Here is a 21,121-nt window from a genome sequence, read left to right as displayed (position 1 = left end):
GACAAAAAAGGAACGACGGCTAAAGGCGCGACATCGTGTCGCAACGCCCTCACTAGCACATCGTGTGCGTCGAAGCGGAAGGCGCTTGATCAACGCGAAAGAAAGTTGAAAAAGCAGCTAATTTTTCTCACATACAAAGGTGGAGCTGTCATGGAAAGAATCTCATGACAGCTCTTTTCTATTTTCGGAAAAAACATATCCATTCATCTTATTTTCGCTTTAGCCACTTGAAGAGAGAAGGCCATTTGCTTTTCTTTTTAGCTTGTTGCTTTTGCTGCGGTCTGGAAAGGAAAATGTCTTCCTTATCGATCGCATAATCATAAGCCAAAACGAGCCCGATGTGGGTGTCAGCGTTTTTGTTTATAACCACCGTGTACGGAAGTTCGTGTTTTTCAGCGGCCGTGATGTATTTTTTTAAATAGCTCATATTCAGTGTTCCATTTAAATACAATTTGGCGTTAGGATGTTCCTTCATAAGGTTGATTAATTCCGGGTAAACCTCTTTTTCTCTCACTTGACCCATGAGCAGTGCAGCTACAATTCTTTCTCTTAAAGTACCAAGAAACTTTCGCCGTTCTTCAGGATTGATTTCCTTTTTGCCATAAATCCCTTCCTGCAAAATATCGTCTACATTCTTTTTAGACATTATGGAGCTCCTCACATTTTGATAAAGAATAATTTTGATTAATCACAGAATATGCTTTTCTCGTGAATTTGGAAAATCATTTGGATTATTTAGTTCAAGAACCCCTTTTAAAAGAAGAAAGGAGTAGGATAATTACAATAAGCGGGCATAAAACCTACTTGACATATAGGAATAATGAATATATTATAAAAATTAATCATTCAGACACTGATGTGGATTTTTCTCGTTAGTACATAGCCGCGTCAATAATAGGGGAGACATCGTTTTCTTAGTTATTTTCCTTTATGATCTTACTGATTGTGGCGAACACAATCATTTATTCTTCAAGGGTGAATGATTGATCATCTATATTCCTTTGTGAGGTGGATATCATTGCAACTTCAAGTAATGAACAGTCCTTTTAGTCAGGAGCAATCAGAGCTCCTTAATCGTCTTTTGTCAACGCTGACAGAACCACAAAAAATGTGGTTGAGCGGGTATCTTGCCGGATCAGCTGGTACTATCCTTCCGCAAGTGGCAGGGAGCGAACTTGGCTCTCAACAAACTGGTCCGACCGTGTCCAAAGAAGTGACTGTTCTTTTTGGTTCTCAAACAGGTAACGCGCAGGGGCTTGCCGAGAAGGTGAAAGCAACATTACAAGAGCGCGGCTTTCAAGTCACCCTTGCTCCGATGAATGAATTTAAAGCAAATAGCATTAAAAAGGTTCAAAATCTTCTGATCTTGGTAAGTACTCATGGAGAAGGAGATCCACCAGACAATGCCCTTTCTTTTTATGAGTTTCTTCATGGCAGACGGGCACCGCAATTGAAGGATTTGCGCTTCTCTGTTCTTTCTTTAGGAGACAGCTCATATGAATTTTTCTGTAAAACCGGAAAAGACTTCGACAAGCGGTTAGAAGAGTTAGGCGCCCAGCGTCTTTATCCGCGCTTTGACTGTGACTTAGATTATGACGAACCGGCTGCTGAGTGGTTGGAAGGCGTCTTAAATAGCTTAAGTGAAGCAAAGGCTGAGGAAGCTTTTTCTCCGTTAGTGCCCGTTGGAGCAGGAGCAGCGGCGGAGCAGTCTGTTTACTCACGAACAAACCCTTTTAAGGCAGAGGTTCTTGAAAGTATCAATTTAAATGGCCGAGGATCAAACAAAGAGACGAGACACCTTGAACTATCTCTTGAGGGATCGAATCTGGAATTTGAACCGGGAGACAGTCTAGGAATTTATCCGGAAAATGAGCCAGAGCTGGTCGATCTTATCATCCAAAAAATGAACTGGAACCCTGATGAGACAATCACGGTGAACAAGCAAGGGGAAACACGTTCACTGCGTGAGTCGCTCATCTCTTATTATGAAGTGACAGTCTTAACGAAACCGCTTCTTCAAAAAGCGACAGAGCTCACTTCCGATGAGCAGCTGCACCAACTAGTATCACCGGGAAAAGAGGAAGAATTACGTGCCTACATTGAAGGTCGTGACCTCCTTGATTTAGTTCAAGACTTTCATTTTGCGGAAGTGCCAGCCAGCACATTCGTTTCCATTTTACGTAAAATGCCAGCTCGTCTTTACTCGATTTCCAGCAGCTTGAGAGCGAACCCGGATGAAGTGCATCTTACGATTGGAACAGTAAGATATGATGCTCATGGACGCAGCAGAAAAGGCGTGTGCTCCATCCAATGTGCTGAGCGGCTTCAGCCAGGGGATTATTTGCCGGTTTATATTCAACGCAACCAAAACTTTAAGCTTCCAGCTAATCCTGATACACCTATTATTATGATTGGGCCTGGCACAGGAGCAGCACCGTTCAGAGCATTTCTTCAAGAGCGGGAAGAATTGGCTGCTCAGGGGAAAACATGGCTGTTCTTCGGTGATCAGCATTTTGTGACAGATTTTCTTTATCAAACAGAGTGGCAGCAATGGCTTAAAAAAGATGTGCTAACAAGAATGGATGTTGCTTTTTCAAGGGATACAGAAGAAAAAGTCTATGTTCAGCATCGAATGCTTGAAAATAGCCAAGATCTTTACCAATGGCTTGAAGAAGGAGCCGTGGTGTATATTTGCGGCGATGAAAAAAATATGGCGCATGACGTTCATGAAACACTGATTCGCATTATTGAACAAGAAGGCGGCGTAAGCCGGGAGCAGGCAGAGGCTTATCTTGCTGGTATGCAGCAGCAAAAGAGATATCAGCGCGATGTATATTAAGCCTTGAGTGAAAGGAGCTAAGACAATGATCGAAGATAAAGTACTAAAGGCGCCGGAAGGTCCTCCGAGTGACGTCGAACGGATCAAAAAAGAGAGCGACTATTTGCGTGGCACGCTTGCAGAAACGCTTGCTGATCCGATTACAGCAGGAATTCCAGATGATGATAATCGTCTAATGAAATTTCACGGCAGCTATTTGCAAGATGACCGGGACTTGAGAAATGAACGGGAACGCCAGAAGCTTGAACCTGCCTATCAATTCATGGTACGGGTACGCGCTCCAGGCGGTGTAGCAACATCAGAGCAGTGGCTCGCCATGGATGACATTGCTAACAAGTACGGAAATGGAACGTTAAAGTTAACGACTCGTCAAGCATTCCAAATGCACGGTATTTTAAAATGGAACATGAAAAAAAGCATTCAGGAAATTAATGCCGTTTTAATGGATACGTTGGCAGCTTGTGGAGATGTTAACCGGAATGTAATGTGCAATCCTAACCCATATCAATCAGAGATTCATTCAGAAGTATATGAGTGGTCTCGCGAATTGAGTGAGTATCTCTCACCGCGTACGAGAGCGTATCATGAAATTTGGCTAGATGAGGAAAAAGTAGCAGGCAGTCCAGAAGAAGAAGTCGAGCCGATGTACGGAGCACTTTACTTGCCGCGGAAGTTCAAGATCGGCATCGCTGTCCCACCTTCTAATGACGTAGATGTTTTCTCGCAGGATTTAGGCTTTATTGCCGTAATTGAAGACGGAAAACTAGCTGGTTTCAACGTCGCGATCGGCGGCGGAATGGGAATGACCCATGGTGATAAAAAAACATATCCACAGCTGGCGAGAGTTATTGGCTTCTGCACGCCGGATAAAATTCTTGATGTAGCAGAAAAAGTGATTGCGATTCAACGGGATTACGGGGATCGTTCTGTTAGAAAGTATGCTCGCTTCAAGTATACGGTTGATCGACTAGGACTTGACTCTGTTAAACAAGAGCTGCATAAGCGATTAGGCTGGGAGCTGGAAGAAGCACGCTCTTTCCACTTCGACCATAACGGCGATCGCTATGGATGGGTGGAAGGAAGCGATGGCAACTGGCATTTTACTTTATTCATTCAAAATGGCCGTGTGGCCGATTTAGAAGGATACCCGCTGATGACTGGTTTAAGAGAAATTGCTAAAGTTCACACCGGGGATTTTCGACTCACACCTAACCAAAATCTCGTTATCGCTAATGTGACAAATGAGAAGAAAGATCAAATTGTTGAACTCATTCAGCAATACGGACTTACAGACGGCAAGCATTATTCAGCGCTGCGCAGAAATTCAATGGCTTGTGTTGCCCTTCCAACATGCGGACTTGCAATGGCAGAAGCAGAACGTTATCTTCCTGATTTGCTTGGGAAAATTGAAGACATTGTAGAAGAGGCCGGTTTGCACGAAGAGGAAATTACGATTCGTATGACGGGCTGTCCGAATGGTTGTGCTCGTCCGGCATTAGCTGAAATTGCTTTTATTGGAAAATCTCCTGGAAAATACAACATGTATTTAGGAGCTGGATTTTCTGGCCATCGTTTGAGCAAGCTTTATAAAGAAAATCTGGGAGAAGAAGAAATTTTAGCCTCTCTTCGTCCGATTCTTTCCCAGTATGCCAAAGAGCGGGAAGAAGGCGAACATTTCGGTGATTATGTTATTCGGACTGGTATCGTGAAGGAAGTTCATTCTGGAACAGACTTCCACAGTTAATAGGAGAGCGGTTAACAAATAAAGGGGTTTATCTTGTTTTCATAGAAAGCAGGGGCTATCTAGGCTCCTGCTTTTTTGCGTCGTACCCATTAGATCGAATAATTGGTACAATGGAGTAAAAAGGAGATAGTATGCAAGTACATAGTTTATCGTCTGTTATTTTTTCTTTTATCGGAGTGATGTTTGTCGGACTTTCTTTTGTCTTGAGTAACTTTGTTGAGTATCTGTTAGCAGTAGGGTTCATTTTTTTGCTTATCGGAGCTTATGTGAGCTTTAGAGCCATTATTTACAGAGAAGCAGGCAAGATGAAATTCATTAGTCTTGTCGTATTCTTTTCGGTTCTTCTAGTTATTGTACTTGTCGTGCCTTTTCATGTTGTCCGTCTGTTCACATGGGTGAAAAACTGGTCGATTATAGAAGAGCTGCTTTTAAGAATGCGACAATCTTAAGAAAGAGAGTGGAACAGAATGAGTAAGGCAAAGAATACGAGTATTCGAGAGTTAAAGAGCCAAAAAGACATTTTTGAGGCTTTTTCGGTTATAAAACAGCTGCGCACCCACTTGAATGAAGAAACATATCTTGCCCTCGTTTCTGAAGCGCAAGAGAAAGATCATTATAAATTATTTGCTTTATATGAGGAAGAAAAAATAGTAGCAGCAGTCGGTTTTAAGCCAATGATCACATTGTATTATGGCAGGTTTGTGTGGGTATGCGACTTAGTCACAGACGCTTCTAGACGTTCTAATGGATATGGAAAAAAGCTGCTTACATTTGTCCATGAATGGGCAAAGAAGAATCACTATGAAAGTGTTGCTCTATCATCAGGGCTGCAACGAGAAGAGGCACATCGATTTTATGCAGAAAAGATGGGCTATGATAAAGTCAGCTGCGTATTTAAGATCGTACTATAAGCAAATGTCAAAAAACAAGAGGCTGCCTGAATGACAAGACGCAAAGGAGGGACAGGATGAGCGTTGACAATGGGTCAGCAATAAAGGAATCAAAGACAACCTTTGAAAAAGTATCCACTGTTGTTTCGCTGCTTTTGATTATAGCAAATGCCATCTATTTATTTGTGCAATGGCAAACACTGCCTGATCAAGTACCGATTCATTTTAATGCTAAAGGAGAAGCGGATGGATGGGGAAATAAGAGGATGGTATGGTTTCTCCCTGCGATTACGCTGATGCTATGGGGAGGCATGACCATTTTAGAGAAAATGCCGCATGTCTACAATATTCCTAACTTAACAGAAGAAAACAAGGATCAGCAATTTATGAATACGAGATTAATGCTGAACATAGTGAAAACTGAGATCATTATATTTCTCGTGTACACGAGCTGGCAAAGCGTACAATGGTCGCATGGGAAAGAAGCCGGTCTAGGCTATTTTGAGCTCCCTATTTTTCTAATCGTCATGCTTGGAACGATCGGTGTCTTTCTTTATCGAAATAACAAAATAGGTAAGAATAAATAAGAAACCTGCCGTGCGTTTTCACTCTTTTTTCATTAAAAGAGAGTACAGTAAAAAGATAAAAGAAAGGAGGAGCCGATATGAACATTCTCTTAGCAGAAGACGACGAGCAGCTCGGTGAGTTAACGGCTTACATGCTGAAGAAAAAAGGCGGATATCGTGTAGAATGGGTGAAGACCGGCGAGGATGCCTATGATTATGCAACTGCTTCTCATTATGATGTGCTCGTACTAGATTGGATGATGCCAAATGGTAGCGGGATTGAGGTATGTCGCCGCTTACGGAAAGAAGGTTATTCGAGAGCTATTCTCATGCTGACGGCTAAGGACACGGTGGAAGACCGAATTGAAGGACTCGATTCGGGTGCGGATGATTACCTTATTAAGCCCTTTGAAGTCGATGAACTGCTAGCACGGCTGCGGGCGTTGTCTCGACGGAATTATGCGCCTATTGTAGAAGAGACGATAACAGTTCAAGGCATCCTCCTCAATCGAACGAGCCAAATGATTGAATATGACGGCAAAAAAATCCAGCTTAGTCCGCGGGAGTTTCAATTACTCGATTTGCTTGCACAAAATCAAGGACAAGTGCTGCCGCGTGAAGTTATTTTAGACCGGATATGGGGATATGATGCAGATGTGTCTACGAAGACCATTGATGCGACGGTAAAGCTGCTGCGAAAAAAGCTCGATATGTTTGGAAAGCAAGACGTCCTCCATAGCATCAGAGGGGTTGGCTATAAAATTGAAAAATAAGTGGTCGTTACGAAGAAAGAACATACAGTCAGACATCTTTGAGAATACACAATCCCGGCTCACTTTCTTTTACAGTGGTTTGATGATGCTGTTTCTTGCCCTGTTTGTGGTGATCGTTTATTTCTTAGTCTATGTGGTTGTGATGGAAGATCAAAAAAGTGAGCTCGGAGAATTAACGCATCGCGAATCAAGAATTATATTGGATTATTTAGCAGAGAACACATTGAAAGAATTACAGGGACTTGAGAGTCAGCAAATTGTCTTAGCAGGTGTGGATCAGTTTTTTTATTACGTGGTAGATAGAGAGGGCAATCTTGTAATGGGACAGGAAATGCTTCCTCAAATGCGTATGGACCTGTTGCAGCTGCTACAAGGATGGATACCAAGAACAAATGAGGTCCGAGAAGAAACATTGCAAATTACGGTTCCGAAAAAAGAGGAAATAGGCCATGGCCCCCGCCGAATCGGCGATGATGCAAAAGTGAAGTTAATGATTGACGGCCGCCCGCTTTTTTATAATGGCCAGTTTATTGGCATGTTATATATCGGGAAGGATATCACATTTGTTCATCAACTATTTAAATGGCTTCTTATTGTATTAGTGATATTGGCTGTTCTGTTTTTTGGAGTAGCTCTATTTATGAGCCGTTACATGTCAAAGAAAGCGATGATCCCTATTTCCCAGGCATTTGCCCGTCAGCGAGAATTCGTTGGTGATGCCTCGCATGAGCTGCGTACACCGCTAAGCATTATGCTGTCTTCTATTAATGCGATCGAAATGACTGATTCAATGGAGGAAGATCCATTTGTCCGCAAGTTGCTTGTCAATATGAAGACTGAGGTTAAGCGAATGACAAAATTAGTGAGTGATCTGCTCGTTCTAGCCCGAAGTGACTCGGGCATTATTGAACATCAGCTTAAGCCGTTTGATTTTCGTCCAACTGCCGAAAAAGTGGTAGAGTCTGTTTACCCACTGGCTCAAGAGAAAAAAATTAGTCTCGATTTTGACACACCTCCAGCCGTACCGGTAAGCGGTGACCCGGAGCGGCTCACCCAGCTTCTTTATATTTTGCTGGATAACGCCATTAAGTACACACCGGACGAAGGAAAGGTCAATCTTTCTTTAACGATGGATAAGAGAGAATTGTCCATAACGGTACAAGACACAGGCATCGGTATCGAACCAGAGGATTGTACCCGGATCTTTGACCGCTTCTATCGTTCAGATAAATCACGATCAAGAGCAATGGGAGGCCACGGTCTCGGTCTTTCGATTGCTAAATGGATTGTTACAATTCACGGCGGCACCATTGGAGTAGACAGCAAACTAAGGAAAGGGAGCACATTTATCGTCCGTCTGCCGATCATACAGGAAGGGTAGATGGTAGCAAAATAGAATGATGTTATATCGAAAAGGACGGTTTTGAGCCCAGCGATCAAAACCGTCTTTGTTTGTATATCATTCTCTAACCTTCTCTTTATTTGTTTCGCTACTTGATAAATTTGGGATCTATCCATTCTTATCCACTTTGTTCATGTTATGATTAATAAAATAGAGGGATTTATAACAGTCCCATTTCATCAACTGAATAGGAGGGTTTTTTATGTTCAATGGCACGCTGTTCGCATCAGACGGATTCTTTATCTTTTTCACTTTTTTACCTATTGTAATTTATCTGGTCCTTACGGGAGTGGGCATTTATTTCGTTATAAAAGTGATTACATTCATGAATGAGAAAATAAAATTAGATCGCGAGAGAAATGAGAGGCTTAGTGAGCTAATAAAGACAACTAGTCTGTCTAAAAAATTGAATAGCTAATCAGTGTAAAAGTTAAAAGCCGCATCGTGAAGCCATGATGTGGCTTTTAACATTCTTTCCTAATTTTCTCCTTCTTTGATTTATCACCCTTATTAATCGATTTATTTTTTTATCCATTTTCACCGTCTTTTCACTAACGTTTTATAAAATTTGTATCAGATAAAGAATCTATAGTGAAAAGGAGACAGCCAATATGTATGAACAAGAACCAAAAAAAGAAAAACGCCAGAAAAAAGGAAGACTTCAGCCGCTGTTCACTTCGTTTACAGGTGCGATCGTTGGGGGAGCAACGGTTCTTTACTTATCCCCTTTTCTCGGGGCGAACGGGGAACTGCCAACGATGGATAAAGGGAGCGCCGCTGTTATGCAGAACAATAAAGCAGATCAATCAGGATTAAATGTACAGCAAACAGCCGCTACTCCAAATAGTATGGTTAATGCCATTAGCAAGATTAATGAAGCTGTTGTTGGCGTAGTCAATCTTCAGAAACAACAGACAGGTTTTTTTCAGTTCGATGATCCTGCACAGGGAGATGAACAGGAGGCTGGAACTGGTTCAGGGGTCGTATTTAAAAAGTCGGGCAATCACGCCTTTATCGTGACGAATAATCACGTTGTAGAAGGAGCGGATAAAGTAGAAATTGCCCTTAAAAATGGAAAGCGAGCAGCAGCAGAAATCGTGGGAACCGATCCATTGACTGATTTAGCTATTTTAAAAACAGATAGCAGCATCGTGACTGAGGTAGCAGCTTTTGGCCAGTCGTCGAAGCTGCAGCTTGGCGAACAAGTAGCAGCGATTGGCAATCCGCTTGGGCTTGATTTGGCAAGCTCAGTCACCCAGGGGATTGTGAGTGGAAAAGACCGAACGATTCCTGTTTCGACATCGGAAGGCCAATGGGATCTGACTGTGATCCAAACGGATGCCGCTATTAATCCCGGTAACAGCGGAGGAGCCTTAATTAATAGCGCTGGACAAGTCGTCGGCATTAACAGCATGAAGATTTCAGAAAGCGGCATAGAAGGACTAGGGTTCGCCATTCCTAGCGAAGATGTCATGCCAATTATTAAGGATTTATTAAAAGACGGAAAAGTGAAAAGACCTTACCTTGGTGTCAGCCTTCAAGATGTAAGTGAGCTGCCAGATACCGTATTACAAAGCCAGCTCGGTCTACCAGCTAACGTAAAGGAGGGAGTAGTCATTGCGGCAGTGGAAACTGCTTCACCTGCTGTATCCGCTGGTCTTCAGGCAAAAGATGTTATCCAATCAGTGAATGGAACAAAAGTTAGCAATACGAGTGAATTTCGAAAGTATCTTTATTCCAAAGCAGAAATAGGAGAAAAAGTGGAAATAGGATTGTACCGAAACGGTAAGCAAATGAGCGTGACGTTAAAGCTAAGCGAAAAGTAAAAGAGAAAAAATGCTGAAGCAGCTTCCCTTTTCACCGTCTTTTCACCATTGCCGGATAAAGTAACATCGTATAAGGCAAACAAATGAAGGAGGAATTTTTAATGAAAAAAAACAGAGTGTTAAGTTATGTTATGACAGGAGCTTTATCCTTAAGCGTTTTGGGAGGAGCTGGAGCTTCTGTACTGGCAGCTGCCAAACCAGCAGCTACAACGGCATCAGCAGTCCAACAGGTGAAGAAGGTAAAAGCTTCTGCCGATAGTGCAACACAGAAACAAGTACAGGAGATTATGGACAAGCTGAAATCTGATCTGTCAGCACTTGGAGTCAAGGTTCCAGAAAAAGTCGGCAAGAGAGAGATGCTGGCTAATCTAGATGCAGCTACAAAGAAAAAAGCGGAAGTGATTATAGAGAAAGAAAGAGCAGGCACGATTACTCGTGAGGAAGCCCATACTCAATTAGAAGAATTAGGGGGTAAAGTTCCAGCAAAAGATGGTAGAGAAGATTTATTCGCTAACTTAGACGAAGCTACAAAGGAAAAAGCTAAAGCAATCATGGAGAAGGAACATGCAGGAACCATCACTCATGAGGAAGCCCATACACAATTAGAGAAATTAGGGGTTAAGCTTCCGGAAAAATATGGAATACAGGATTTATTTGCCAATCTGGACGAAGATGCAAAGAAAAAAGCCAAAGACCTTGTCGCAAAAGCAAAACAACAGTTGGCTGACCTTGGTGTTGATCATCTCCCTTTCGATGGCCATAAAATGAAGAACTAATCACATATAGGAAAGGACCGCCTGCAGCTGCAAGCGGTTCTTTCTTATTTATTTAGTTGCTGTGTCTTCACCCATATCAATTTCACACTCTGTTAACGGAACAACCGTTGTTTTTTTGATGAATTTATAACTAAACCATACGACTAGGAATAACGGAATACCGAGGTAAGAAGAAACGACGCTCGTCCAGTCGATATGTCCGCCAAGAAAGGCTTGATAGTTTTGTGCCAGTAAGACGACAAGGCAAATGCTAAATGCGAGAATAGGTCCGAACGGATACCACTTTGCCCGGTAAGGAAGCTGATCAAGTGAATACCCTTGGGCCAAGAAAGCTTTTCTAAAGCGATAATGGCTTGCTGCGATACCCAGCCAGAAAATAAAGCCTGTAACTCCAGCAGAATTGAGAAGCCAAATATAAACAACGCCGTCTCCAAAGATGGAGGCAAAAAAAGCAAGTAAGCCTACTAAAGTAGTTGCTACAAGTGCAGCCACTGGAATACCGCGTTTATTTAATTTGCCAAAGAGGCGAGGAGCTTGTCCTTCTTTCGCCATAGCATATAAAATACGGGTAGAAGCATACAAGCTTGAATTTCCAGCAGATAAGACAGCCGTTAAAATGACGGCATTCATGACAGAGGCCGCAAATGCAAGACCCGCTTTTTCAAATACGAGTGTGAACGGACTCACCATAACGTTATCGCTCTTAAGGCTTTCATTTGTATAAGGAATAATTAATCCAATGACTAAAATGGCAAGTACGTAAAATAAAAGAATTCTCCAAAAAATAGTCCGTGTTGCTTTTGGAACATTCTCACGAGGGTTTTCACTTTCTCCGGCTGCTACACCCACAATTTCAGTGCCCTGAAAAGAGAATCCCGCTGCTAGAAAAACGCCGAGGACCGCTAGCATCCCTCCATGGAAAGGTGCATCACCGACAGTAAAGTTGTGGAAACCAATCGTCTCTCCACCATTCATAATGCCAAAGATCATGAGAAAGCCAACGATAATGAAAATAATAATGGTCGTTACTTTAATAAAAGAGAACCAGTATTCCCCTTCTCCATAACCTTTAACAGATAATATATTTAATCCAAAGATCAATAGCAAAAATAAACCGCTCCATAACCACGATGGGCTATTCGGAAACCAGAACTTCATAACGAGTGTGGAGGCGGATAATTCAGCCGCAAGCGTGATCGCCCAGCTGTACCAATAATTCCATCCTAAAGCAAAACCGAGGGAAGGATCGATAAACTTCGTTGCATATGTGCTAAATGCTCCGCTAGTTGGCATAAGAGCTGCCAGCTCCGCAAGGCTTGTCATAATAAAATAAACCATAACACCAATAATAAGGTAGGCAAGCAAAGCGCCTCCAGGACCTGCTGAATAAATAGCAAATCCGCTTCCTAAGAAAAGACCAGTGCCAATTGAGCCGCCTAGCGAGATCATCGTTAAATGTCTTGCTTTCAACCCTTTCTTTAATTCGCCATTTTGGCTAACTGCACCATTTTGCAAAGATTGATTACTCATAGTTTGACCTCCAAGATGATGAAATACAAATGCTGCATGGTAACTATGCTTTACTTACATACCCTTTCCAAAAGAGAGAGTAAACAAGCGATTGCTGAAAGCGTATACACATCATAAAACGAAAGCGATAAAAAGAAAAGAAGTTTTTTGCATTTTTTGTCGGAAAATGTTGTATTTTGTAAATGATCCTTACCAAACAGGGCGTTGGAACAAATAAAAAAGCCCTCTTTTTTAGAAAAGGGCTTTTGGAAAAACTATTAAGATAAAGGGGCTCCGCTTTCTTTATTCGTTACTTCTAAAACATCAAGCAAGAAGACGAATACCGGAATGCCGATAATCAATCCCCATACACCAAAAAAATGCTCTGAGAAGAGAAGTACAACGAACGTATAAAAAACAGGTAAATCTGTTTTAGAGGACATCAGTTTTGGATTTAAAATATACGCCTCAATCGCATGAATAATGGCAATAGCGATAATAACGTAGATTACTTTCATAAAGCCGCCAATAGTATACCCAATTAAACAAAGAGGAACGAGTGAAATAATCACTCCAGCAACGGGAATAAGACCAAGGAAGAAGATCATGATTGCTAATCCGAATATTTGCTGAAATCCTAGAATTGTTAACGCGATAACGGATAAGATACAGTTGACAAAAGCGATGATAAATTGCGCTTCAATCACTTTTCCGAAAGTGCGTGTGAATTTCTTCCCGAAAAATTCAATTTCATAATAGAAAGGGGCAATCTTACTTTCTTTAAACTTTCTTGTGAATTCTTGAAGCCGTGATTTTTCCAATAAGAAAAATAAGCTTAAAATTAAAGATATTAAAATATCAATGCTTATTTTGCTAATATCACTAAAGGATTTAAGCAGGAAAGATACACCGTTTTCTAGGTAGGCAGTGATTTGGTCGCTGGAAATGATCTTCTCGACGTAGTTCATAAAAATATTATCGTGGGGCTGAGCATAGAAAGCTGTAATACGCTTAATAAGCTGACCAATTTCTATGGTAATAATAGGTAAGTACTTCACGAGCCCAAATGTTAACAGGCCAACGATGAGTGAATACATCAACACAACGAGGAGCCTGCGGTTTAACGGGATCCGCCTAGCTGCGAATTCTACAAGACGATTCATTAAGAAGGCGAATATAAATGTAAGAAGTATTAAATTGATCATACTTCTCATGAGGAATAAAATTAAAATAATTAAACTGGCGATAAAGATACGTTTAACTCCTTTTTTTTGAAAAAACCCTTTTATCTCATCCATTTCCATTATGACTCCTTAGCAAGTTTCTCACCTTTTGTTATAAAATCTTTCTTTGTTCTATCTCATTTTATTATCAACTCGCTGAGCAAAGTTTACAAGTAGCTAGAGAGTTTTTTCCCATAATAATTATGAGAAAGGCTATAACGCAGGATATATTTCCCTTTACTGTATAGTAATGTCCTAATTTTCGTTCTTCTATAAAAAGTTGCTTAATCTTTTTAAAGATTTGATAGTAGTAACCAGATTGCTTGTAAATCGAAAAAGAATACTTTACTGAGAAATAAATAGTTATAATTTACTAGAGAATAAATATCTAGGCTAGGATATAATATGGGCTAACAAATTTTAGAAAGGAAGTTGTATTTGTCTAAGTTATTAACAAAATGTGCCACTTTTTTGTTAGTCATTAGTCTTATTTTACCAGGTAATAGCCAGGCTGCAGAAGTTCAATCATTTAAGGATGTATCTAGTTTTAAGAAAGAAATTGAGTTTTTAACGAGTAAAGGAATTATTTTAGGTTATCCGGATGGAACATTTCGGCCGTCTCTTCCTATTCAGCGTGTACAGGCAGTACAGATGATTATACGTGAAATGAAACCGGAGCTTGGCAAGGCGCCTAATCCGAATTTTAAGGATATCAAGCCGGGGGACCGTGGCTATGAAGAAGTAGCAAAGGCAGTAGAAATGGGGATTATTAATGGTAAGGGGAATAATATCTTTGATCCACGTGGAAATTTAACACGTGCTGAAATGGCGATTATTCTCGTAAGAGCTTATGAATTAGGCGGTATTTATCCAAAAGGATTTAAAGATGTACCGATGTCTTCAAAAGCTTACTGGTCTATCTCTGCATTAGCAGCTAACAATATTACAGTAGGGTATAAGGATGGCACCTTCCAGCCTGGAAAAACAATTGACCGTGCTCAGTTCTCCGCTTTTATGGCTCGGGTCATTGAGCCAACCTTTCAACCAGATAATCCGGAAATTGCGGATACGTATTTAGAAGCTTTATTTGATTTTGATATCGTTGATTATGCAATGAATCCAACAGAGCCTATTATCTATCTATTAGATGGCAGTATGAATGAGGTCGTTGCTCTTAACTATGATACGTATGAAGTAGAGTCTGTAGAAATGAGCCTCCCCGCGGAAAGAATTGCTTATGCGAATAACAAAGTATATGTCACACAATTAAAGGGAAAGCATAGTTCCTATTGGTTTGATAAAGACCAGCAAGGAGCGTTTGCCGTCATTGATGCGGCAACAATGAAACAAGAAAAAGTCATTAATATTGACATCGATCCATTCGATATTGAAGCGGATAATAATGGGATCGTCTATATTTCATCAGGTTCGGGACAGCATACGAAGTTAGTCAGCTATAATGGCAGTACGGGCGAAGTTCTTAGCTCACAAATGATCTATGAGCAAACGCTTTTACAAATGCATCCGTCCCAGAAAAGACTTTATACTATCACGACCGCCCTTTCGCCAAGAAACATGAGTTCATTTACGATTACAGATGGAGTATTAAGCCCAGAACAGCGTTCTCCTTATCATGGAGATTATGCTTTGAACAAGGACTTAACCATTTCACCGGATGGAAAGTATCTCTTTAACAGCACAGGGCATATTTTCCGCTCTTCTGCTACGCCAAGTTCTGATATGGTCTTTTTCGGAAAATTAGATCGTCCGTACACTTCTGTTGCTTTTGATTCTCAGTACGGAGAGTTATACACAGCTGATAAGAAAAATTACATTCAAGCGTATGACTATACGACAATGAAACCTTTTGATCAGCTTAGAACATATGGAAATATCAATAAAATGTTCTACAATCAGCAAGAACATGCACTGCTGATCTTCTCAACTGTGAAACTAGGAGATTCTACTGTTCCATTTACAGGCGTAGAAAAAATTTATTTTGATGTAGAGGAAGAACAATAAACTGCTTTTTGCCATCTCCTTGCTGGAAGACAGCCGGGGATGGCTTTTTTTGTTATAATAAATAGCCAGTATATTAAAGGTCATGAAGTGATGTTCTCCAAAATTATATGGCATATCTTGCCCTTGGAAAATAGGCTAAATATTATGGTTATCTTTTATAAAAATCAATTGAATAAGAAATAAAGATTTTATGTTAAAATACAAGTACAAGTGAAAAAACTATCGGTTTTTGAGAATATTTAGCGCATAATAGCGAAAATAGTAGGAGGCAGCAAAAGATGAGCGAAACGAATGATTTACAAAAAGATGCGATTAACGTGCTGAAGGAGACGAGCAGGACGTTTTTCATTCCGATTAGCCAGCTTGCACCGGGTGTGCAGGAAGCTGTCGCATCAGCTTACTTATGTATGAGAGCGATCGATGAGATTGAAGATCATCCAGAACTAGAATCAACGTCGAAAAATAGCTTGCTAACCTCTATCAGCGAAATCTTAAAAGGATCATTTAACAAAGAGAAATTTGATTCCATTATTGAGCCTTATCGCACATACTTGCCAGAAGTGACGGTACGGCTCGGTGATTGGATTAAATTTTGCCCTGCAACAGTTGTTGATACTGTGCTAAATGCCACCTCTGTAATGGCACAGGGCATGGCAGACTGGGCGCTGAAGGGATGGAAAGTAAAAGACGAGGAAGATCTGGACGACTATACCTTCTACGTAGCCGGTCTCGTTGGAGTGATGCTTTCTGATATTTGGAAGTGGTACGACGGTACAGAAACGGATAAACAATTGGCGATTGCTTATGGACGCGGTTTACAGTCTGTCAATATTCTTCGCAACCATATTGAAGACCGAGAGCGCGGTGTCAGCTTCTTTCCTGAAGGCTGGGAATTAGATGATATGTTTAAATATGCTAAGCGCAATCTAGCTTTAGCCGATGTGTATATAGAAGATATTAAATCAGGCTCCATCCTCAATTTTTGTAAAATTCCCCTTGCCCTTGCTCATGGTACGCTTAATGCTTTAGAAAAAGGAAAAGAAAAAATGAGCAGAGCAGAAGTAACAGAAATGGTCAGTCAAGTAATAGAGAAGTAGGAAAAACAGAAAGCGGCTGTGCCGCTTTCTGTTTTTTTATAAAATAATTTGTTACTCGCCTTTTGTTTGAATCACTTGAGCATGCTTTCCGGAAGTGTCCTGCATTTTCTTGCCTTTGTTTCCCTCAAAGGACGTAGGGGGCGAGCCAGTATCATTCGAAGCAAATTGATTTCTGCTTGTTTTTGGTTTGCTCATGAAAATTCCTCCTTTCGTTTTATAGCTTTGCCATTAGCAAAAAAATTATTTTCCTTATTTTTTCATAATTTCTATCTAGTTGATTTATTACAATATCATTACAAAAATATTTTTATTATTACAACGAAAATAGAAAGCTACATAACTCGCCCTTTTTACCGAAAAAAATAGTAGAAGTCGAAATTTGTATATCTAGAAGAAAAGGTGTGTGCTAGAATAAAATGGTAAAATTTGTGAAGGGAGACAAAATTGTGAAGAAGAGTCCGTTTTTGGTTATGTTTGCATTTCTATTAGTTCTTCCTCTTTTTGGATTTCATGCAACAGCACAAGCAAGTGGTTTTACAGATGTGCCTAGCCGGGCACAAAAAGAAGTGAACTATCTAGCTGAAGGAGGAATTGCAACTGGCTCATCAGCTACAACATTTGCCGGTAATAAAATTGTAACCCGAGAAGAAGCAGCTACTTTTATTGGCCGCGCTTTACAATTAGATGGTAAAAAGAGAGAAACCATTTTTAAAGATGTACCAGCAGGTAACTTTTCGTCAGGTTATATTCAATCAGCGGTAGATAAGGGGCTCTTATCCGGTTACGGTGGAAATAAATTTCTTCCTAATCAAGAAGTGACACGTGGTGAGATGGCTGTTATGCTGTCAAAGGCATTTGGCTATCCATTTGATGGAACGCTTTCTAGTGCGGCGAAGTCATTAATGTCCCGGGGTATTGCAAGTGGTATGGAAGATGGTACATTTGGAGCGAGTCAGAGAATTATCCGAGCAGACTTCTCAGTTTTTCTTGCACGTGCGATTAATCCCGAATTCCGCATAAAGGATACGAGTAGTTTTACGAAGACGTTTTGGGTCAACACGAATAATTTAAACGTACGTACAGGCCCGTCCACAAATTATAAGAAGGCTGCTTCTTTACAAAAAAATATTAAAATACTTGGCGGTCACGAAGTAGGCAGTTGGATTTATGTGAAAGCAGATAATATTACGGGGTTTGTTCATAAAAGTTACCTGCGTAATACAGAAGTCGCAGATACCAAAATCGATCAGCCGGTTACACCACCAGCCACACCAGACAAAAATGAGAATACAGATAACAAAACTGAGAAGCCTGATGTGATTGACAAGGCAGATCCGCGTTTAGCTAATCAAATTCTTATTTTAGATCCGGGTCACGGCGGCAGCGATCCTGGTGCTTCTGGTTTTGGGATAAATGAAAAAGATGTTGTCTTGGATACGGGGTTAAAAGTAAATGAATTTTTGAAGAAAACGCCATTTAAAGTGTACATGACCCGTACAGGTGATACATTCCCATCATTGTCTGATCGGACAAAGTTTGCTAAAAGCAAAAACGGCAATGTATTTGTTAGTATCCATGCGAATGCCAGCAATGGAGCAGGTAACGGCACGGAGACTTTCTACTACTCGGCCGCAGCTACTAACCCGTACGTATCTGACAGTAAATTGTTAGCAACAAAAATCCAGCAACGGATGCTGAACGCTTTACAATTAAAAAATCGCGGTGTAAAAACAGCTAATTATTATGTTATTAAATATAACAGTATGCCGGCGGCGCTTGCTGAACTTGGTTTTATCGATAATGCAAACGACAATCAAAAACTAAAATCAGATTATTGGCGTACAGCTGCTGCTAAAGCAATCTATCTTGGTATTTTAGATTACTATAAAGCTAAAGGTTATCAAGTCGATTCCCTTTATGATGTAGCACAATAATGTAGAAGAGAAGCTCTTTTAAAGGCTAATGATTCACTAGCTTTTTGAGAGCTTCCTTTTTTTGTGAAAAAAGCAGGGAAGATTGACCGATTACTATGCTGTTTCCCTTTTTAAGTTATTTCCCAAAAAATAGTTTGAATAGGTATAAAACCAAATAAAGCATACCTGAAAAAAGTTATTTCCAAATTATTGATTTTAAATAAAATATTGTTAATTCATATGTTAAGATAAAATTAGACAATTTTTTCAGGAGACGCGTTTATGAATAAAAAAGTAATTGTTTCTTTTTTTATTGGATACAGTCTGCTTTTTGCGGGCTCTATTTATATGTATGAACAAAAACTTTTACGTCCAGTGGCTGAAGATGCTGGACGATTGCTGCCAATAGCTGTGAAAAGCATCAAACAGGCAGAGGGTGAAAAACAATTGCAGGATATCGTACGGCGGGCAAATAAAACGGGGGATAAATTGTCGATCGCTGGCATGCAGCATAGTCAGGGAGGACATACTTACTATCCAAATGGAACCGTCATTGACATGAAAAAGTACAAAAAAGTTCTCCGTTTTGATCCGCAGCAACGAACGATAACTGTTCAAAGTGGAGCAACGTGGGATGATATTCAACAGTATATTAATCCGTATGGTTTGGCAGTAAAAGTGATGCAGTCACAAAACATTTTTACGATTGGCGGTTCGCTTAGTGTAAACGTTCATGGCCGGGATATCCGTTATGGCTCTTTAATTGATACTGTTGAATCTTTTCGGCTCTTAACAGCTGACGGTCATATTATCAACGTTAGCAGAGAAGAAAACGAGCAGCTTTTTTCGCTAGTAATCGGCGGGTATGGTCTGTTTGGCGTTATTCTTGATGTTACTTTGACGCTGGCAAAAGATGAGCTATATGAAAAAAATACGAGAATGATAGATTACAAGGAATATACTTCTTATTTTAAAAAAGTGGCGGACAACCCGGAGGTGAAAATGCATCTCGCTCGCATTTCTGTGGCGCCAGATACGTACTTAAAGGAAATGTATGTAACCGATTGGACACTTGCTGCTGACCAAAGTGGGCTAGCCGCTCACAGTTCATTGAAGGAAGACAGGATTGTAGCGGCTCCGAAATTGCTGCTTGGCTTATCTCGTTATAGCGATTGGGGCAAAAACAAGTTCTGGGAGCTTCAGCGTATCTATATGGAAAGAGGGAACGGCGAGCTTGAAACCAGAAACAATGTGATGAGGTCGGAAACAGCGTTTATGGAATATGAAAATGGCAGCCGGACAGAGGTGCTGCAGGAATACTTCATTCCGGTGAATGAATTCATGGATTACATTGATGATTTGCGAACTGTGCTCGAGAAGGAGAAGGAATTTAACTTACTTAACATTACTATCCGATATGTAGAAAAGGATGAACAAGCGGTATTGTCTTATGCTAAGGAGGATATGTTTGCACTTGTTTTGCTTATTAATCAAGGCAGGTCTTCAAAAGAAATTGATCAAACAGAGGGAGTGATCCGTAAGATGATTGATGTTACTCTCGATCACAAGGGAAGCTATTACTTGCCATATTATGCGTATCCGTCGATGGAACAACTGCACACGGCTTATCCTCGCAGCCAAGAGTTTTTCTGCATGAAAAGAAAATATGATCCAGCTGAACGCTTTATTAATTTATTTTACGAGGAGTACGGAAAATGAATTTTCGACGGTTTATTTTATCGCAGAGCTTAATTATGATGGCAGGCAGCATGATTTTTCCTTTTTACGTTTTGCTTTTACGAAATGTGGGAGAGAGCTATGCGCAATTTGGCTGGGCGTATGGCTTGTTTGCATTAACATCCGCTGTCGCTTATCCGGTTATTGGCAAAAGCGCTGACCAGTTAGGTGATCAACTTCTGCTTGTGATATATACCTGGGGAATGGCTGTCATTCTCTTGTTTTTTCCGCTTGTCACAGAGGTATGGCAAGTATATGTGCTGCAAATTTTTATGGGGCTGCTAGGCGCTCTGCAGAAAAATACAGAGAAAACTTCACTCGCCCGTCACGTGAGGAAAGAAAGAGCGGGACAACAAATTGGCGCTTATCATACATGGACATCAATTGGAGCGGCTATAGCCATTATTTTAACGGGCTATATTGTTGATTTTCTTACAATTGGGACCATCTTTTACTTAGCTTCTTTTATCTACGTAATGAGTGGGATAATTCTATTCAAAAAGCCGGAACAAGCTGCTTCTTAATGAAATCAATACGTCTCTCTGGATAGTTGAATCTTTTTCTAGCCTGTTATTCGGCGGTGGAGGAGAAAAATGATAGGCCCTAATGGTGTCGTTCTGTTTTCTATTCTGCTAGTGCCTGTTCTTATATTGACAGGAACGGCCCCGTATGGAAAAAACGAAGAGTTTTATTCTTATTCATTACCCTCATCGTGGCAACTGCAGAAGTGTATTGTCTCATTTACAAGGAAGAGAATGCTCTTCAAGAATGGCATGGCAGCAAGGGGTGGGTGAATGAGTAATT

The 21,121-nt window shown here is 40.6% G+C and carries 18 protein-coding genes; 14 read left to right on the top strand and 4 right to left on the bottom strand.

Features of this window, described 5'->3' with window-relative positions; all coding sequences use genetic code 11:
- Window positions 1-208: 208 nt before the first annotated feature.
- Window positions 209-646 carry a YueI family protein gene (locus tag AC623_RS14640; protein WP_049663670.1) on the bottom strand — a complete coding sequence of 146 codons (438 nt, stop codon included), beginning with the start codon at window positions 644-646 and terminating at the stop codon, window positions 209-211.
- Window positions 647-1,018: 372 nt separating this feature from the next.
- Here AC623_RS14640 and AC623_RS14635 point away from each other — a divergent pair, with 372 nt between their 5' ends.
- From AC623_RS14635 to AC623_RS14590, 9 genes are all read left to right on the top strand, one after another.
- Window positions 1,019-2,839, top strand: coding sequence for an assimilatory sulfite reductase (NADPH) flavoprotein subunit (locus AC623_RS14635; RefSeq protein WP_049663668.1), 1,821 nt, complete (start codon window positions 1,019-1,021; stop codon window positions 2,837-2,839).
- A 28-nt stretch (window positions 2,840-2,867) separates the two neighbouring features.
- Window positions 2,868-4,583: an assimilatory sulfite reductase (NADPH) hemoprotein subunit gene (gene cysI / locus AC623_RS14630; RefSeq protein WP_049666670.1), complete on the top strand. Its 1,716-nt coding sequence runs from the start codon at window positions 2,868-2,870 to the stop codon at window positions 4,581-4,583.
- A 131-nt stretch (window positions 4,584-4,714) separates the two neighbouring features.
- Window positions 4,715-5,032: a hypothetical protein gene (locus AC623_RS14625; RefSeq protein ID WP_049663667.1), complete on the top strand. Its 318-nt coding sequence runs from the start codon at window positions 4,715-4,717 to the stop codon at window positions 5,030-5,032.
- Between the two features lie 18 nt (window positions 5,033-5,050).
- On the top strand, window positions 5,051-5,494 hold the full coding sequence (locus AC623_RS14620; protein WP_049663666.1) for a GNAT family N-acetyltransferase: 444 nt from the start codon (window positions 5,051-5,053) through the stop codon (window positions 5,492-5,494).
- Between the two features lie 56 nt (window positions 5,495-5,550).
- On the top strand, window positions 5,551-6,060 hold the full coding sequence (locus AC623_RS14615; protein ID WP_049663664.1) for a DUF1648 domain-containing protein: 510 nt from the start codon (window positions 5,551-5,553) through the stop codon (window positions 6,058-6,060).
- A 77-nt stretch (window positions 6,061-6,137) separates the two neighbouring features.
- Window positions 6,138-6,812, top strand: coding sequence for a response regulator transcription factor (locus AC623_RS14610; RefSeq protein WP_049663662.1), 675 nt, complete (start codon window positions 6,138-6,140; stop codon window positions 6,810-6,812).
- The gene (locus AC623_RS14605) at window positions 6,802-8,193 is read left to right on the top strand and encodes a sensor histidine kinase (protein WP_231603516.1); all 1,392 of its coding nucleotides are present in this window, start codon (window positions 6,802-6,804) and stop codon (window positions 8,191-8,193) included. The genes AC623_RS14610 and AC623_RS14605 overlap by 11 nt, the downstream gene beginning before the upstream one ends.
- A gap of 632 nt (window positions 8,194-8,825) precedes the next feature.
- The gene (locus tag AC623_RS14595; RefSeq protein ID WP_049663654.1) at window positions 8,826-10,040 is read left to right on the top strand and encodes a S1C family serine protease; all 1,215 of its coding nucleotides are present in this window, start codon (window positions 8,826-8,828) and stop codon (window positions 10,038-10,040) included.
- Between the two features lie 101 nt (window positions 10,041-10,141).
- Entirely contained in the window at window positions 10,142-10,816 is a 675-nt protein-coding gene (locus AC623_RS14590) for a hypothetical protein (protein WP_049663652.1), read from the top strand.
- Between the two features lie 48 nt (window positions 10,817-10,864).
- Here AC623_RS14590 and AC623_RS14585 read toward each other — a convergent pair whose 3' ends face one another.
- Window positions 10,865-12,346: an amino acid permease gene (locus AC623_RS14585; RefSeq protein ID WP_049663650.1), complete on the bottom strand. Its 1,482-nt coding sequence runs from the start codon at window positions 12,344-12,346 to the stop codon at window positions 10,865-10,867.
- Window positions 12,347-12,603: 257 nt separating this feature from the next.
- The gene (locus AC623_RS14580; protein WP_049666668.1) at window positions 12,604-13,623 is read right to left on the bottom strand and encodes an AI-2E family transporter; all 1,020 of its coding nucleotides are present in this window, start codon (window positions 13,621-13,623) and stop codon (window positions 12,604-12,606) included.
- 363 nt (window positions 13,624-13,986) lie between these two features.
- On the opposite strand from AC623_RS14580, the gene AC623_RS14575 reads away from it, so the two are divergent.
- Both AC623_RS14575 and AC623_RS14570 read left to right on the top strand, forming a co-directional pair.
- Window positions 13,987-15,570 (top strand): S-layer homology domain-containing protein, encoded by a 1,584-nt coding sequence (locus AC623_RS14575; RefSeq protein WP_049663648.1) that lies wholly within the window; start codon window positions 13,987-13,989, stop codon window positions 15,568-15,570.
- Between the two features lie 278 nt (window positions 15,571-15,848).
- Window positions 15,849-16,667, top strand: a complete 819-nt coding sequence (locus AC623_RS14570) for a squalene/phytoene synthase family protein (protein WP_049663644.1) — start codon at window positions 15,849-15,851, stop codon at window positions 16,665-16,667.
- 51 nt (window positions 16,668-16,718) lie between these two features.
- On the opposite strand, the gene AC623_RS14565 is transcribed toward AC623_RS14570, so the two are convergent.
- On the bottom strand, window positions 16,719-16,862 hold the full coding sequence (locus AC623_RS14565) for an acid-soluble spore protein N (RefSeq protein ID WP_049663641.1): 144 nt from the start codon (window positions 16,860-16,862) through the stop codon (window positions 16,719-16,721).
- A 251-nt stretch (window positions 16,863-17,113) separates the two neighbouring features.
- On the opposite strand from AC623_RS14565, the gene AC623_RS14560 reads away from it, so the two are divergent.
- The 3 genes from AC623_RS14560 (at window position 17,114) to AC623_RS14550 (ending at window position 20,841) form a co-directional block, all read left to right on the top strand.
- Entirely contained in the window at window positions 17,114-18,601 is a 1,488-nt protein-coding gene (locus AC623_RS14560) for an N-acetylmuramoyl-L-alanine amidase (RefSeq protein WP_231603513.1), read from the top strand.
- A 261-nt stretch (window positions 18,602-18,862) separates the two neighbouring features.
- On the top strand, window positions 18,863-20,299 hold the full coding sequence (locus tag AC623_RS14555) for an FAD-binding oxidoreductase (protein ID WP_049663637.1): 1,437 nt from the start codon (window positions 18,863-18,865) through the stop codon (window positions 20,297-20,299).
- Entirely contained in the window at window positions 20,296-20,841 is a 546-nt protein-coding gene (locus AC623_RS14550) for an MFS transporter (protein WP_049663634.1), read from the top strand. The genes AC623_RS14555 and AC623_RS14550 overlap by 4 nt, the downstream gene beginning before the upstream one ends.
- Window positions 20,842-21,121: the final 280 nt, after the last annotated feature.

This window comes from Bacillus sp. FJAT-27231 (assembly GCF_001183975.1).
GTDB lineage: Bacteria > Bacillota > Bacilli > Bacillales > Domibacillaceae > Pseudobacillus > Pseudobacillus wudalianchiensis.
The sequence above is the reverse complement of the archived record's forward strand: the minus strand, read 5'-3'. Positions and strand labels throughout refer to the sequence as shown.

Bases quoted from the DNA above. Each gene is read 5' to 3' on its own strand.
- AC623_RS14570 (WP_049663644.1), top strand. From the start codon at position 15,849: ATGAGCGAAACGAATGATTTACAAAAAGATGCGATTAACGTGCTGAAG.
- AC623_RS14565 (WP_049663641.1), bottom strand. From the start codon at position 16,862: ATGAGCAAACCAAAAACAAGCAGAAATCAATTTGCTTCGAATGATACT.
- AC623_RS14620 (WP_049663666.1), top strand. From the start codon at position 5,051: ATGAGTAAGGCAAAGAATACGAGTATTCGAGAGTTAAAGAGCCAAAAA.
- AC623_RS14595 (WP_049663654.1), top strand. From the start codon at position 8,826: ATGTATGAACAAGAACCAAAAAAAGAAAAACGCCAGAAAAAAGGAAGA.
- AC623_RS14615 (WP_049663664.1), top strand. From the start codon at position 5,551: ATGAGCGTTGACAATGGGTCAGCAATAAAGGAATCAAAGACAACCTTT.
- AC623_RS14555 (WP_049663637.1), top strand. From the start codon at position 18,863: ATGAATAAAAAAGTAATTGTTTCTTTTTTTATTGGATACAGTCTGCTT.
- AC623_RS14625 (WP_049663667.1), top strand. From the start codon at position 4,715: ATGCAAGTACATAGTTTATCGTCTGTTATTTTTTCTTTTATCGGAGTG.
- AC623_RS14640 (WP_049663670.1), bottom strand. From the start codon at position 646: ATGTCTAAAAAGAATGTAGACGATATTTTGCAGGAAGGGATTTATGGC.
- AC623_RS14610 (WP_049663662.1), top strand. From the start codon at position 6,138: ATGAACATTCTCTTAGCAGAAGACGACGAGCAGCTCGGTGAGTTAACG.
- AC623_RS14585 (WP_049663650.1), bottom strand. From the start codon at position 12,346: ATGAGTAATCAATCTTTGCAAAATGGTGCAGTTAGCCAAAATGGCGAA.
- AC623_RS14580 (WP_049666668.1), bottom strand. From the start codon at position 13,623: ATGGATGAGATAAAAGGGTTTTTTCAAAAAAAAGGAGTTAAACGTATC.
- AC623_RS14550 (WP_049663634.1), top strand. From the start codon at position 20,296: ATGAATTTTCGACGGTTTATTTTATCGCAGAGCTTAATTATGATGGCA.
- AC623_RS14590 (WP_049663652.1), top strand. From the start codon at position 10,142: ATGAAAAAAAACAGAGTGTTAAGTTATGTTATGACAGGAGCTTTATCC.